13 protein-coding genes and 1 tRNA gene are annotated in these 14,111 nt (G+C 53.2%); 4 read left to right on the top strand and 10 right to left on the bottom strand.

The genetic code is table 11. The features are described 5' to 3' along the window. Position 1 precedes the first annotated feature (1 nt). Both lysA and argS read right to left on the bottom strand, forming a co-directional pair. On the bottom strand, positions 2-1,405 hold the full coding sequence (lysA, locus tag BLP47_RS07165) for a diaminopimelate decarboxylase (protein ID WP_091852111.1): 1,404 nt from the start codon (positions 1,403-1,405) through the stop codon (positions 2-4). Positions 1,406-1,408: 3 nt separating this feature from the next. Next, the gene (argS, locus tag BLP47_RS07170; protein WP_091852114.1) at positions 1,409-3,067 is read right to left on the bottom strand and encodes an arginine--tRNA ligase; all 1,659 of its coding nucleotides are present in this window, start codon (positions 3,065-3,067) and stop codon (positions 1,409-1,411) included. 288 nt (positions 3,068-3,355) lie between these two features. Between argS and BLP47_RS07175 the strand changes: the two genes are divergently transcribed. Then, positions 3,356-3,427: transfer RNA gene (locus tag BLP47_RS07175), tRNA-Arg, on the top strand. Between the two features lie 3 nt (positions 3,428-3,430). Here BLP47_RS07175 and rdgB read toward each other — a convergent pair. The 3 genes from rdgB to murI are packed head-to-tail and all read right to left on the bottom strand — an operon-like array spanning position 3,431 to position 5,558. Next, positions 3,431-4,003, bottom strand: coding sequence for an RdgB/HAM1 family non-canonical purine NTP pyrophosphatase (gene rdgB, locus BLP47_RS07180; RefSeq protein WP_091852117.1), 573 nt, complete (start codon positions 4,001-4,003; stop codon positions 3,431-3,433). Beyond that, positions 4,004-4,744 carry a ribonuclease PH gene (rph, locus tag BLP47_RS07185; RefSeq protein ID WP_091852120.1) on the bottom strand — a complete coding sequence of 247 codons (741 nt, stop codon included), beginning with the start codon at positions 4,742-4,744 and terminating at the stop codon, positions 4,004-4,006. Continuing rightward, complete coding sequence (murI, locus tag BLP47_RS07190; RefSeq protein WP_091852123.1) at positions 4,737-5,558, bottom strand: glutamate racemase; 822 nt, start codon at positions 5,556-5,558, stop codon at positions 4,737-4,739. Before murI ends, rph begins: the two co-directional genes overlap by 8 nt. Before the next feature lie 59 nt (positions 5,559-5,617). On the opposite strand from murI, the gene BLP47_RS07195 reads away from it, so the two are divergent. Beyond that, entirely contained in the window at positions 5,618-6,895 is a 1,278-nt protein-coding gene (locus BLP47_RS07195) for a nicotinate phosphoribosyltransferase (protein ID WP_256381058.1), read from the top strand. On the opposite strand, the gene BLP47_RS07200 is transcribed toward BLP47_RS07195, so the two are convergent. The 5 genes from BLP47_RS07200 to BLP47_RS07220 all read right to left on the bottom strand — a co-directional run bounded on the left by BLP47_RS07200 (position 6,892) and on the right by BLP47_RS07220 (position 10,668). Further along, positions 6,892-7,143 (bottom strand): DUF3039 domain-containing protein, encoded by a 252-nt coding sequence (locus BLP47_RS07200; protein ID WP_091852126.1) that lies wholly within the window; start codon positions 7,141-7,143, stop codon positions 6,892-6,894. The two genes, BLP47_RS07195 and BLP47_RS07200, sit on opposite strands and share 4 nt — an antisense overlap. A gap of 4 nt (positions 7,144-7,147) precedes the next feature. Beyond that, the gene (locus BLP47_RS07205; protein WP_091852129.1) at positions 7,148-8,347 is read right to left on the bottom strand and encodes a S1C family serine protease; all 1,200 of its coding nucleotides are present in this window, start codon (positions 8,345-8,347) and stop codon (positions 7,148-7,150) included. A gap of 100 nt (positions 8,348-8,447) precedes the next feature. Continuing rightward, positions 8,448-9,185 (bottom strand): hypothetical protein, encoded by a 738-nt coding sequence (locus BLP47_RS07210; protein WP_091852132.1) that lies wholly within the window; start codon positions 9,183-9,185, stop codon positions 8,448-8,450. After that, on the bottom strand, positions 9,179-9,586 hold the full coding sequence (locus tag BLP47_RS07215) for a hypothetical protein (protein WP_091852135.1): 408 nt from the start codon (positions 9,584-9,586) through the stop codon (positions 9,179-9,181). The genes BLP47_RS07210 and BLP47_RS07215 overlap by 7 nt, the downstream gene beginning before the upstream one ends. 119 nt (positions 9,587-9,705) lie before the next feature. Next, a complete protein-coding gene (locus tag BLP47_RS07220; RefSeq protein ID WP_091852138.1) occupies positions 9,706-10,668 on the bottom strand; it encodes a sugar-binding transcriptional regulator in 963 nt (320 codons plus the stop codon). A gap of 117 nt (positions 10,669-10,785) precedes the next feature. Here BLP47_RS07220 and BLP47_RS07225 point away from each other — a divergent pair, with 117 nt between their 5' ends. Together BLP47_RS07225 and glpK are read left to right on the top strand one after the other, a co-directional pair. After that, positions 10,786-12,516, top strand: a complete 1,731-nt coding sequence (locus BLP47_RS07225) for a glycerol-3-phosphate dehydrogenase/oxidase (RefSeq protein WP_091852141.1) — start codon at positions 10,786-10,788, stop codon at positions 12,514-12,516. A 73-nt stretch (positions 12,517-12,589) separates the two neighbouring features. Then, positions 12,590-14,107, top strand: coding sequence for a glycerol kinase GlpK (gene glpK / locus BLP47_RS07230; RefSeq protein WP_091852144.1), 1,518 nt, complete (start codon positions 12,590-12,592; stop codon positions 14,105-14,107). Positions 14,108-14,111: the final 4 nt, after the last annotated feature.

Raw genomic sequence — 14,111 nt, forward strand, 5'->3', positions numbered from 1 at the left:
TCTAAGCCTTTTCGGGTTGGTAGCCGGCATCCCGGCTCAGTAGGTCTTGCTCAGTTTCTGCCCGAACCAATAGGTGGCTGGCTCCGGCTTTCACTGCGACCACGGCGGGTCTAGGAACAAAGTTGTAGTTAGAAGATAGCGAAAAGCAGTAGGCGCCAGTGGCAGGAACCGCCAATAAGTCATTAACCGCCACGTCTGAAGGCAGGTAATCGTTTCTCACCACGATGTCGCCGGATTCGCAGTGTTTACCCACCACGCGACTAAGCGCCCCGGTGGCAGCCGATTTTCTCGAGGCTATGCTCACCGAATACTCCGCCTCGTATAGAGCAGGGCGAGCGTTATCGCTCATGCCACCATCAACACTCACGTATTTTCTGACCGCCGAAGCGCCAGAATCCGAAACCAGCACATCCTTGATGGTCCCCACTGAATAAATTGTCACCCCGGTGGGTCCAGAGATTATCCGACCGGGCTCAAAAGCGAGCTTAGGAACTGAGATGCCGAGCTTCTGGCACCTAGCTTCCACCGCACTAGCGATTCTGGTTGCAAGTTCAGAAAGTTCCATCGGGTGCTCTGCCCTGTGGTAACTGATGCCAAAACCACCCCCAAGATTAAGCTCAGGAACCTCGCCATCAATTAGCAACTGTGGGTAAATATCCAAGAGCCTCTCGGCAGCCGCCACAAAGCCATCCACAATAAAAATCTGCGAACCAATGTGACTGTGAAGCCCCAGGAACCTGAGGTGAGAATGGGAGCGAATTTTTTGCACCAGGTCGGGCACATCTGAAATTGCGATCCCAAACTTTTGATCCTCCCGAGCTGTGGCCAAGTACTCGTGAGTGTGGGCGTGGACACCAGAATTAACTCTGAGCCTGACAGCTTGGACCTTGTCTTGGGCTCCGGCTACGGAGGCAATGCGTTCAATCTCAAGTTCTGAATCAATCACTATCGCACCGACATCGGCCGATACCGCTCGCCCAATTTCTACCAAGGACTTGTTGTTACCATTCATGCCAATACGCTCACCGGGCATCCCGGCCGCCAGGGCCACCGCCAGCTCTCCGCCGGTCGAAACATCTATCGATAGACCGGCCGCCTCCACCCAGCGAACCACATCGGTGGTCAAAAGCGACTTTGAGGCATAGTAAATCTTGCTTGTGCTGCCAATCTTCGACGCGGCATCGGTAAAAGCACGCCTAACCATCAAAAGTCGGGCCTCGAACTCCTCTTGATCCACCACGTAGATTGGAGAGCCGTGCTTACGAACCAGCTCCCTAACCCCGATTCCACCCAAGGTAAGTTCACCATGAGCATTGCGAACTGCAGTCCTTGGCCAGATTCTTGGCTCGAGACTATTTAGATCTTTGGGCTCTTGGAGCCAATCCGGGGCAAGGGGATTCTTCATTTATTACATCCTCTCGGGGGCGCTAACGCCCAAAAGCTCAAGGCCATTGGCCAACACCACAGTGGCGGCATTATTTAGCCACAATCTGGTGCGGTGGACCGACTCGACCGGGTTTTCGCCCATTGGCGTGACTCGACAGTTGTCGTAGAAGCGGTGATAACTTCCTGCCACCTCTTCAATAAACCTTGCCACTCGATGCGGTTCGCGGAACTCGGCAGCCTGAGCCGCAAGTCTTGGAAACTCGCTTAGTTTGGAAATCAGTTCGGCCTCGGATGGATGCGAGAGCAGACCAGGGTCGAATTCACTTAGGTCAACACCAAGAGCAGCTGCATTTTTTGAGACCTGCTTGGTCCTAGCATGGGCATACTGCACATAAAAAACCGGGTTGTCATTGGTTTTTTTCGAAAGCTGCTCGATGTCAATGTCCAAAGTCGAGTTGATCGAAGATCTTGCCAGCGCATACCTTGCGGCATCCACTCCAACCGCATCCACCAGATCCTCCATGGTCACAACGTTTCCAGCGCGTTTAGACATTCGAACTGGCTCCCCGTCTCTCACCAAAGAGACCAACTGACCAATAAGAATTTCCATGTTGACTCCCGGAGTGTCACCAAAAGCTGCGCACAGCGCCATCATTCTGGGGACATAGCCGTGGTGGTCCGCTCCCAGCATGTAAATGCAGCGATCGAAGCCACGAGAGCGCTTATCTTGGTAATAAGCGATGTCTCCGGCTATGTAAGCCGCATCGCCATCTGATTTAATAACCACGCGATCTCTATCATCGCCGAACGTTGTGCTCCTGAGCCAGGTAGCCCCTTCAGCCTCGAAAGTGTGACCAAGCTCGGTGAGCTTGGTCAAAGACTTCTCAACCGCCTTCGATTCATACAGGGAGTTTTCGTGAAAAAAGACATCGAAATCGACACCAAAATGGTGCAGCGACTCCCTGATTTGCCCAAACATTAAATCGACCCCGGCAAGCCTAAATTTCTCCTGGGCCAAGCCGTCATCTAGCGCCAAAATATCCTCGGCCGTCTCAGCCAAAACACGCTGCGCAATCTCGCCGATGTAGTCACCCGAATAGCCATCTTCCGGAGCCTCAAGACCTCGAGCGCTTGCCAAAAGTGATCTGGCAAATCGATCCACCTGAGCACCGTGGTCATTGAAATAATATTCCCGAGTCACCTGCGCACCCGCAAAAGCCAGAACCCTTGCGAGTGAGTCACCAACCGCCGCCCAGCGGGTTCCGCCTAGGTGGATCGGGCCGGTTGGGTTTGCTGAGACAAACTCAAGGTTCAGCTTCACCCCCGATAGCTCGCTTCCTCTGCCATATGCATTGCCAGCTTCGACAATTACCTTGGCCAATGCCCCGGCCGCAGCGTCTGATACAAAAACATTTATAAAACCGGGACCCGCGATGTCCACTCTCTCGACGCCCTCGGCGTGTATCAGCTCGGCCTGCAGTCGCTCCGCGAATTCGCGAGGTTTTACCCCGAACTTTCCCGAAAGCTGCATCGCAACATTGGTAGCCCAGTCACCGTGCTCTCGGTTTTTTGGGCGCTCGACATTGACTAACTCGGGAAGCTCAACTAATTGCAACTGGCCCTTTAACATCAAGGTTCTAAGCGCAGCCAGAATCGAAGCGGATAGCTGTTCTGGAGTCATCTGAATTCCCGGGTAACTTGGTTTCCCACTAGGGGCTTACTGGTCTGCCACAAGCATACCTGCCCAATAATCCGCCCTGGTGCTTGGGCCATGGGCTGTTTTTTAGTAGTGCTCTCGCAGATGCTGCTCGAATAGCTGAGCCCCTAGGCCATCAAGGTCATCTGCCAAATCCCGACTCCCTCGCCAAATTGAGATCAACCTGGCTTATCTTTGCGATTTGCTGGAAATTTAGCACCGAGCATCAAGATATTGGTCAAAGACAAGCGCTGATAAGCTTTCAATTCCCTAGCCCCCATAGCTCAGGGGATAGAGCACCGCCCTCCGGAGGCGGGGGCGCAGGTTCGATTCCTGCTGGGGGCACAATTACCGGGCTAAATAATCAGCCATTTGAGTCAACGCCAAAAACCTGTGAGACAAAGTGTTCTTCACCTCTGGCTCGAGCTGAGCTGAGGTCAACTGAAAACCCTCCGGGATAAAAACCGGGTCATAGCCGTGGCCATTTTCGCCAATTGCCTCAGGCGCCACCGAACCAGACCAGACACCGGTAAAACTCATTTCAGAACCTCTTGATACCAGGGCGATAGTGCAGATGAATGCAGCGGCCCGGTGTTCTGGGTGAATATCTTTTAGCTGCGCCAAAAGTAAATTGCAATTGGTTTTATCCTCCCGAGTGCCGGACCAAATTGCCGAAAATATACCGGGAGATCCTCCCAAGATTCCAACCGCAATTCCAGAGTCGTCGGCAAAAGCCGGCTTACCAGTTGCTGCGTGAGCGGCTCGGGCTTTAATCAATGCGTTTTCTAAAAAAGAAACCCCGTCCTCCACCGGCTCCGGGCCGGAGTAAGAAAGAACCGTCAGCCCGGGAACTTTGCCCAGCAGAATCTCCTGCGCCTCTTTGGCTTTGTTCTTGTTTCCCGTTGCGAACACCAGCTCCATTTAGCGAAGCTCCAAAGAGCCACCAAGAGACAAAACCTGAGCCTTGGCTAGCTCGGCGGTCGAGGTTTTAGCCAGATCCAGCAGGGCGTTTAGCTCGTCTCTATCAAAGGGTGCGGCCTCAGCGGTGCCCTGCACCTCAACGAATAAACCACGACCGGTCATCACGACATTCATATCGGTTTCGGCACGGACATCTTCGACATAAGCCAAATCGGTCATTGGCACCCCCTCAATGATTCCAACCGACACCGCGGAAACGCTGTCGATGAGTGGCTTGGCTGATTTGGCAATAAAACCTTGGGTTTTCGCCCACGCCACGGCATCTGCCAGCGCAACAAACGCACCGGTTATGGCAGCGGTTCTGGTGCCACCATCGGCCTGAATCACATCGCAGTCCAGCACGATGGTGTTTTCACCGAGCTGTTTCACGTCGATAATCGCCCGAAGTGAGCGGCCGATAAGTCGCGAGATCTCGTGGGTTCGACCACCAATTTTCCCCTTGACCGCTTCGCGGTCGTTTCTGGTGTTGGTGGCTCTTGGAAGCATTGAATACTCTGCGGTTACCCAGCCCTCGCCGCTACCTTTTTTGAACCTTGGAACCCCGGGGGTAAAAGATGCAGTGCAGAGCACCTTGGTGTTTCCGAAGCTAACCAATACGGAACCCTCCGCGTGCATGGTGTAGCCGCGCTCAAGTGTGATTGGCCTGAGTTGCTCGGGCAGCCTGCCGTCTGATCTAGTCATTTTTGCTCTCTCGTTTCATTTGCTTAACGCCGGAAACCTCTGGCCCTAAGAATCTTTTTGCCAGAGTCTCAAACTCTTTAGCGTCGCCAGTTGCAAAAAACTCGTACGAGGGATCGCTAGAAGTGTCCGCCGCTATATCGTGTTCAGTTAGGACCCTAAAAACATCGGAGGCGGTCTCTTCATCCGAGGAGACCAGATTCACCGACTCCCCCATGACGTATTGCAACGCGGCGCTCAAAAGTGGGTAGTGCGTGCAGCCCAGCACCAGGGTGTCCACACCAGCAACTTTGAGTGGCGCCAGGTAATCTTTTGCGGCCGCTAGAAGTTCAGGTCCTGACGTGATGCCGCGTTCCACAAAATCAACGAATGATGGGCAGGCAGCCGAGGTTATCTGAAAATCAACGGCCGCTGCAAAGGCATCTTCATAGGCGCCAGAAGTCACCGTGGCACTTGTGCCAATCACGCCAACCCTTTGATTCTTGCTTGAGGCAACTGCCCTACGCACGGCTGGCTGAATCACTTCAACAACAGGCACCCCAAGGGCTTCGGTGTAGCGCTCCCTGGCATCACGCAGCACGGCCGCTGATGCCGAATTGCAAGCGATTACCAAAAGCTTCACACCCTTGGCGACCAATTCATCCATGACCCCAAGCGCCAAACGCCGGACTTCGGAGATGGGTTTTGGCCCGTATGGAGAGTTAATGGTGTCACCCACGTAGATGACGGATTCATGCGGTAGCTGGTCGATGATTGCCCTGGCTACGGTTAGTCCACCGACTCCAGAGTCAAATATTCCGATAGGCCTTTGATCCACGAGTCCAAGTCTAGAGCGCGAACCCGAATTCGATCTTTGCAGTTGGGTAGGCTTTAGACGTGTCTACCGCTCTTCTAACCGATCGCTATGAACTCACCATGGTGCAAGCAGCGTTGCACTCCGGCAAGGCCAATCGGCAATGCGTCTTTGAGGTGTTTGCCAGGCAGTTGCCCGCGGGCAGAAGGTTTGGGGTAGTTGCTGGCACGGGGAGGCTGCTGGATGCTCTAAAAAACTTCAAGTTTGATTCGGCGGAAATCGAGTTTCTGAGAACCAATCAGGTGGTTGACGATGCGACTCTAGAGTGGCTGGCTAATTTTGAATTCAAGGGCAGTATCTCCGGTTACCAAGAAGGGGAGCTCTATTTTGCCTACTCTCCGATTTTGACGGTGGAAGCAAGTTTCGCTGAAGCAGTGGTGCTGGAAACCCTATTCTTATCGATCCTGAATTACGATTCAGCCGTGGCATCGGCCGCAGCTCGGATGAAGTACGCCGCTGGGAATCGCGCTATCTCCGAGATGGGTGGCAGGCGAGCCCACGAACAAGCCGCAGTGGCTGCCGCCAGGGCCGCGTACATAATTGGATTCGATGCCACCAGCAATCTTGAGGCTGGAAGAAGTTTTGGAATTCCTACAATGGGCACCAGTGCTCACTCCTTTACCCTCTTGCACGACAGCGAGGCGGAAGCCTTTGAAGCGCAATTGGGCTCAATGGGCAATCAAACCGCCTTACTCGTAGACACCTTCGACATCGATGCTGCCGTTCGCAAAGCAGTTGAACTCTCGAATAAAGAACTCAGAGCAGTGCGCATTGACTCCGGAGATTTAGGCTCTAGCGCAGAGTCGGTTCGCAAACTATTGGATGAGCTCGGGGCCAATAATACGCAAATTACCGTGACGAGTGATTTAGATGAATACACCATTGCGGCACTGGCAGCTGCGCCCGTGGATGCCTACGGTGTAGGCACCAGCTTGGTCACCGGATCCGGATTTCCGACTGCTGGATTCGTTTATAAGCTGGTGGCCCACAAGGACAATAATATTTGGATTCAGGTAGCCAAAACCTCTAAGTCAAAGTCAAATTTAGGTGGTAAGAAATTTGCCCACCGCGATTTGGAAAATGGGTTAGCCAGAAGCGAAGTTGTTTCGAGGAAAGAAAACCACTCGGGAAGACCTCTCCAGGTTCCACTGGTAATCAAAGGCGCAATTCAACAGCAATATATTGGGGCTCCAGGAGTCTCGCTGGCAAGGATTCACCACGCCAAAGCCATTGCGGAGCTTCCACCGACCGGATTCAGACTCTCCAAGGGCGAACCCGTTATCCCGACCGTCTTTATTTAGTCTTTGTCTTCTTTTCCAGGCTTGAGACCCTCGTAGATCGCCTTGCAGTCTGGGCAAACCGGGTATTTCACTGGATCGCCCGCAGGCACCCAGACCTTGCCGCATAATGCGACTACGGCATTGCCCATGACCGCCGATTCGACGATCTTGTTCTTCTTCACATAGTGGGAGTACTTCTCGTGATCGCCCGAGTCAGTTGAAACTTGCTCTTTTTCTAATGTGGAGCCCGATGATTTTGAATCTGACATATTGCTAGTTTAGAGCCGAAGCATCGCCCAGGGTCACTTGAAAGCTTCGGGGGTTTGATGAGCGAAGAACTTCAACATCCACAGCCGCACCCGCGGCCTGAGCGCGCACCATGGCAGTTAGGTCACTCGAAGAAGTAACACTTTGGCCGTTAAATTTCGTCACAATATCACCCCTTCTGATTCCCGCCGCCTCAGCTGCCCCGCCCACGGTGACTTCTTCAACAAATGCACCGGTTGAGAATGAGGAATTTGCTTCGGTTGCATCTCTGACCAATGCCCCGAGGAGCCCGTGAGTGGCAGATCCAGTGGCGATAATTTCCTGCGCAATTCGACTCGCGGTATTAGATGGTATTGAAAAACCTACGCCTATCGAACCAGATGCACCATTGCCAGCTGTCGCAATTGCCACGTTGATTCCGATCAGCTCCCCGGCTTCATTAACCAATGCCCCGCCCGAGTTTCCAGGATTGATGGCCGCGTCGGTTTGGATGACTTGTAGCGAAATTGGAGCGGATCCAGTGCCGTTCCAGAACTGAAGTCCGGGGTCTTCTGCAACCGCCGAGCTTGCCACCTGAATCGTGCGGTTAAGTGCTGAGACGATGCCCTGGGTAACCGTCGCTGTTAGCCCAAGCGGAGCACCAATAGCAATCACGGCCTGGCCCACATTCAGCATCTGCGAATCGGCAAACACTATTGGCTTCAGGCCCGTGGCCATTACCTTCACAATCGCCATGTCATAAACGGAGTCGAAACCTACCAGTTGGGCGGTGAGTACCTCACCGTTGGACATTCTTGCCGTAATAATTGCGGTCTCAGTCTGACCGCCCAGGGTAACCACGTGCGCATTGGTGAGTATGTAGCCGTCTTCGGTCAGAATTACCCCCGAGCCCGAACCGGAACCCGAACTAGAGATGACAGAGAGCGTCACAACCGAAGGAGACGCGGCGGCGGCGGCGCCAGTGACCCAGTTAACGGCTTGAGTGTCATTCACAACAACGGGAGCTGGTTGCGCAACGGAGAGGTAGGAGAGCGTGAAGGCGGTTGAGGCGACTATGCCACCAACCATTGCCGATGCCAACGCGAGGCTTGCAATCGCAAGCGGCCTGAACGAACGCTTGGGCTTTTTTGACTGAGCCAAGAGCGGCGAAATATAAGGTGTATTGAAGTTGAATTGGGACTCGCCAGATCTGTTCCACTGCGACATGAAAACCCTTTCGTGGTAGACAAGAAAGTATGACCCGAGTTCCTGAGGAATTTATGCGCTCTAACTGTGTTTTTTCTGACCTCGGAGTACCTCATCTAAACTACCCCACCAAAAGAGTTCTTCTCGGATATTTCACCACTAACACATCCAGCACATTTGATTTCAGCTCCCTGGTCGCAGCTCCAAGCACCCAGCTGGCTGAGCCGATTCTGTAATCAACCCGGTACTGCACCCGGGCAAAGGCTTTATAGCTACCAATCTTTTTGAACTCTCGCGAGTATGAATCTGAAGACCCGCGTCCACCATCGGAAAAGTTCCAAATTATGCTAATTGCAGTAAATCGAATGGTTGCCGCTTCGCCTAAGAGCGTGCCAGGAACCGACTTATTTTTAGGGTCCACATAAAACCTAACTAACTCTTCGTACTCAATCTCATCACCGGGCTCCCACCAAGCCAACGGCAGATTGCTACTCGCGGCGAACCGGTCAGAGACTTCGGTCTCAATGCGCTCTTCGCGCGTTGGGCCAGGGGTGTATTCGACAACTACGTCGCCGATGCAAAGCCTTGACCCGACCGGCACCCAGGCGCTAATAATTGTCTGGGTCGGAACATCGATGCTGCCGTTTAGGTAGTATTCGCAAAGCTTCATCGGGGTCGGCCTGGAGGGTCCAGAACTCGAACTTCCCGGCAAGTTTGAAGTACCAGTTCCGCCACCAGTTTCTGTCGCGCAAATTGCGTAGGAGGTGCCGCCATCGGGACATCCACCACAAAGCCCCATGGCTGCTCTATTTATATCGCAAGAGGATGCGGCCAGAAGCATGGCCAATTCGACTAGCACTTCGCACCTTTGACTTCGAGGCTAGTGATAAACAATTGATCCCCAATGTCTTGGAATTGAATCAAGACGGCCAATTGGTTAGCTCTTGGCGGAAGATCCGCAAGCAATCCCGAAGAGTCGACAACGGTTATTGCACGCAAATCCATGCAGGCCTTGGCCGAGGTTTTACCGACTAGCTCGAGCTCATTGAATTTGGCTTGGCCCATGGAAATCAAACCCAATTCATCAAGCAGTTCTTGAGTCTGAATCGCTGAATCTAGCGCCTCTCCAGTTAGATATTTATCAAAGCCGTAGCCACTCTCCGCGGATTGCGCATAGCCCAGTAGTGCATCATTTAAGACTGCCACCGGAGCGCTGCATCCAGTGAGAGAAATAATCGATAAAAACAGAATCAGTCTCATGCAGTGAAACTAGTCATAAACCGAGAGTTTTGAAAAAAGTTATCCACAAGCCTCGACCCAAGACGCGGCTAGTAAGTAAAAACTGACCATGGGTGCACCCCCCATAGTTCACTGCCTGGCTAATTGGCCTCGACTTTGATCAATTCCACCAACTTGGTTGCCGTCTGCTCGTCGATCACAAGATGAGATATCAAATCGGCTCGAAGCGCGGCCAACAGCGGTACCACCTTGTTATCGCCCGCAACCGCGCAGATTCGAATTGGGACCTGCTTGAGCTCTTTGGGCGTGGGTCCAGTTGCACGTTCGTTCAGAGGAAGGTCCTCATAGGTTCCATCTGCCCTGAGAAACACGGTGCAGACGTCCCCAACCACACCTTCCGCATTCAGCAATTCGATATCCTCGGGTTCGAGATAGCCACCTGAGTAGACATGGCTTGGAACCATTCCAGTGAGGGCTCCGATTGAAAACAGCGCAATATCAGCCCGACGCTGAACATCGAGCACTCTTGCGACAGACCTCTCCCGCCACATCGCCTCACGAGTTTGTGCGAAGTCAAAAAAGGCTGGAACCGGAAATAAGTGGACACTCGCATCAAAAGCATCCCCGAACCGAAGAATTAGCGCTCCCACATAATCATCCCCCGAAGTGCGATTGTTCGCAGCGCCGTTTAGCTGCACAATGGCACTGCCGCGGGTTGGTTTTTTCTGAAGGTGCTTGGCGATTGCGCTCAGGGTCGTTCCCCAAGCCACACCCAGCACCATGTCGGAGTGAAACCAACCGGTCACAATCCTTGCGGTTGCCATGGCTACTTGTTCGAGTCGTTCTGCACCGGAAGCCGAATCACTTACCGGCACCACATAGGTCTCAACACCAAAGACCTGAGAAATGCTCTTTCCCACTCCGGGAGCCTTGGTCGGTGTGGGGCGCAGGGTTATTTCTACCAACCCGGATTCGCGGGCTCGCTTTAGTAAGCGAGACACCGTGGATCGCGACATGTGAAGGTGACTCGCGATGGTTTCCATCTTGACGTCCTGCAGGTAATACATCGAGGACGCAGCCAGCATGGCTTCTTCATTATCCATGACGACAATTATGCACGTTCGTGCAGATTAGCTGAACAATTTACCAAGAAGCGCTCAGCTCTACCTAGACTGCGAGGGCAAGCAAAGGCGCGATCAACGTTTCACGAAGGGATCTCGATGTCTCAAAATCGACTAACTAAAGAGGCCCGCGAGCATGCCCTAGAGAGGCTTCGGGCGAGTGTGTCCCCGGGCCAAGAGCTTGATGTTTTGATAATAGGTGGCGGAATTACCGGGGCGGGCATTGCTTTGGATGCCGCAAGCCGAGGACTCAAAACGGCAATCGTCGAATCACAAGATTGGGCCTCCGGAACTTCCAGCAGATCGAGCAAATTGATTCATGGTGGGCTTCGATATTTGCAAATGCTGGATTTCAAGCTTGTAATCGAGGCACTCACAGAACGAGACTTATTACTCACTGAAATTGCACCACACCTGGTTCGGCCAATCCCCTTTTTATACCCATTGAGACACCGGGTTTGGGAAAGACTCTTCGTAGGGGCGGGAATCGCACTGTATGACACCCTCGCAACCATTCGTCGTGGGCGTCGGGCGCTTCCATGGCACCGTCACCTAACTCGCTCGCAGGTCTCGGCAGTATTTCCCGATCTCTCAGCAAGTGCAGCGGTAGGGGCAATCCAATATTGGGATGCAAACGTCGATGATGCTCGCTACGTGGTCACAGTGCTACGCACGGCAGCCGACTACGGAGCTCAGGCGGCCTCGCGCACCAAAGTAATAGAAATTTCCAAGAATGAACTGGGTCATGTCAACGGTGCAGTTCTCGAGGATCTTGAAACGGGCGAGACTTTTCCCGTGCGCGCTCACCACGTGATTAGTTCCACAGGAGTCTGGACCGAAGAGTCCCAAGAACTTGCTGGTGAAAAAGGTGGGCTCAAGGTTCTGGCCTCAAAAGGCATCCACATTGTTGTGCCACGAGAGAGTATCGCTGGGGAAGTTGGCCTGATTCTTCAGACCAAGTCAAGTGTGCTTTTTGTGATTCCCTGGTCGCGCTATTGGGTAATCGGGACAACTGACACACCATGGAATGAGGATCTTGAGAATCCAACAGCAAACGCAAAAGACATCGAGTACGTGATTAATGAGGCCAATTCGGTCCTAGAGCGCCCCATCAGCCTTGATGATGTTCTCGGGACGTGGGCTGGACTGCGCCCCCTATTGCAACCCGGCACCAAGGAGGGCACTTCATCGGCCAAGGTGTCACGTGAGCACACCGTGGCTTCTCCGGTTCAGGGATTAACCGTAATCGCCGGGGGTAAGTTCACCACCTATCGAGTGATGGCAAAGGACGCCGTTGATTTCGCCTTGAAAAACATAACGGGTGCTAATCCTTCAATCACAAAAACTCTTCCACTGACCGGAGCAGCCCCCGTCAAGATCGACAATCTGCAATCAGACATCGACCTTTTCGGCTGGGATGCTGCGATGGTCGACCACCTCCTGCACCGATTCGGCAGCAATATCCAAGACATCATCGAATTATGTCGGGCTGATCAGGAGCTGGCTATGCCCTTGGCCGAGGCTCCGGCATACCTCCGAGCCGAAATTGTGTATGCGATAACCCACGAGGGAGCCTTGCACTTAGAAGACATAATGGCCCGTCGCACTCGCATGATTTACGAGTACAAGCTCGAAGCACGAGCTGCGCTCCCAGAAATAGCCAAGATTGCTGCGGAACAGCTCAACTGGTCCAAGAAACGCCTGGCTGCCGAGATCGCCTCTTATTCAATGACTGCGGAAGCAGATTCCAAGGCGGCCCTCGAGCCAAATGATCAAAGCGCTTCGATTGTTAGATCTGAAGCACCAAGCGTTGTGAAAATGACGGGGTGATTTTTAGCAGCGCCTTTGATTCAGTAACAACCAATAAATCCCGACCAATCGACCTCAACGAAGAGAGCCGCAGATGTCAAAATACATTGTTTCAATCGATCAGGGAACCACCAGTTCCCGCGCAATTGTTTTTGACCAAAAAGCAACCGTGGTATCCAGCGGACAGCTCGAACACGAGCAAATCTTTCCTCGCGCTGGATGGGTTGAGCATAATCCGATTGAAATCTGGAATAACGTGCGGGACGTGGTTGCACTAGCACTGAGTCGTGCAAAGCTAAGTTACGAAGACATAGCCGGGGTCGGCATCACCAACCAGCGTGAAACAACGCTCGTGTGGAATCGTCACACCGGGATCCCCGTTACCAACGCGATAGTTTGGCAAGACACCCGAACTCAGAAAATTGCACAGGAGCTTGCAGGCGATAAGGGAGCAGATCGCTATAAAGCCATTGTTGGCCTCCCGCTTGCAACCTATTTCTCAGGTCCAAAGATTTCCTGGATTCTGAACAACATCAAAGGTGCCCGCGAATCCGCGGATAAAGGTGACTTGTTTTTTGGCACCATGGACACCTGGCTTTTGTGGAACATGACCGGAGGCATCGACGGTGGAATACACGTCACCGATGTAACCAATGCATCTCGCACGATGCTAATGGACCTTGACACCCTCACCTGGAGAGAAGATATTGCAGCCGACATGGGGATTCCCCTAACGATGCTTCCAGAAATTCGCTCCTCGTCTGAAATTTACGGCTCCGGGAAGGCCAGTGGGATTTTTCCCGGGGTTCCCATCTCGGGGATTCTGGGTGACCAGCAGGCGGCGACTTTTGGCCAAGCCTGCTTCCAAGTCGGCATGGCTAAGAACACCTATGGCACCGGAAACTTTGTGTTGCTAAGTACCGGCGAGAAGCGCATCGACAGCACCCACGGCCTGCTAACCACAGTCTGCTACCAGATAGGCACTGCAGCCCCGATCTATGCCCTAGAGGGATCAATCGCTGTCACGGGCTCACTCGTGCAATGGCTGCGCGACAATCTTGGGCTGTTCTCCAACGCAACCGATATCGAGAAGCTAGCCAGGGAAGTCGACGATAACGGCGGTGCTTATTTTGTGCCGGCATTTTCGGGACTCTTCGCTCCCTATTGGCGACCCGACGCCCGCGGAGCTCTTGTTGGACTCACTAGGTATGTGAATAAATATCACATTGCCCGCGCTGCGCTTGAGGCCACCGCCTACCAAACCCGGGAGGTGATTGAGGCCATGAACGCTGATGCCGGAGTTGAACTAACTGAATTAAGAGTCGATGGCGGCATGGTTGCTAACGAGCTGCTGATGCAGTTTCAAGCTGACCAACTCGGGGTTCCAGTCATCCGACCGAGCGTGATTGAAACAACTGCCCTTGGTGCCGCTTATGCTGCTGGCATTGCCGTGGGGTTTTGGGCGGGACCCGAAGACGTTACCGAAAACTGGTCGGAGGGCAAACGCTGGGAGCCTCAGATGCCGGTGCCAGAAAGAGACAAGCTTTACCGCAATTGGAAAAAGGCGGTAACCAAAACCATGGGTTGGGTTGATCAGGACGTGGAGACCTGATGTC

Source organism: Candidatus Aquiluna sp. UB-MaderosW2red (genome assembly GCF_900100865.1).
Classification (GTDB): domain Bacteria; phylum Actinomycetota; class Actinomycetes; order Actinomycetales; family Microbacteriaceae; genus Aquiluna.

Excerpts from the sequence above, each read along its gene's own strand:
- lysA (WP_091852111.1), bottom strand. The coding sequence starts at position 1,405 with ATGAAGAATCCCCTTGCCCCGGATTGGCTCCAAGAGCCCAAAGATCTA.
- argS (WP_091852114.1), bottom strand. The coding sequence starts at position 3,067 with ATGACTCCAGAACAGCTATCCGCTTCGATTCTGGCTGCGCTTAGAACC.
- rdgB (WP_091852117.1), bottom strand. The coding sequence starts at position 4,003 with ATGGAGCTGGTGTTCGCAACGGGAAACAAGAACAAAGCCAAAGAGGCG.
- rph (WP_091852120.1), bottom strand. The coding sequence starts at position 4,744 with ATGACTAGATCAGACGGCAGGCTGCCCGAGCAACTCAGGCCAATCACA.
- BLP47_RS07200 (WP_091852126.1), bottom strand. The coding sequence starts at position 7,143 with ATGTCAGATTCAAAATCATCGGGCTCCACATTAGAAAAAGAGCAAGTT.
- BLP47_RS07205 (WP_091852129.1), bottom strand. The coding sequence starts at position 8,347 with ATGTCGCAGTGGAACAGATCTGGCGAGTCCCAATTCAACTTCAATACA.
- BLP47_RS07215 (WP_091852135.1), bottom strand. The coding sequence starts at position 9,586 with ATGAGACTGATTCTGTTTTTATCGATTATTTCTCTCACTGGATGCAGC.
- BLP47_RS07220 (WP_091852138.1), bottom strand. The coding sequence starts at position 10,668 with ATGGATAATGAAGAAGCCATGCTGGCTGCGTCCTCGATGTATTACCTG.
- BLP47_RS07225 (WP_091852141.1), top strand. The coding sequence starts at position 10,786 with ATGTCTCAAAATCGACTAACTAAAGAGGCCCGCGAGCATGCCCTAGAG.
- glpK (WP_091852144.1), top strand. The coding sequence starts at position 12,590 with ATGTCAAAATACATTGTTTCAATCGATCAGGGAACCACCAGTTCCCGC.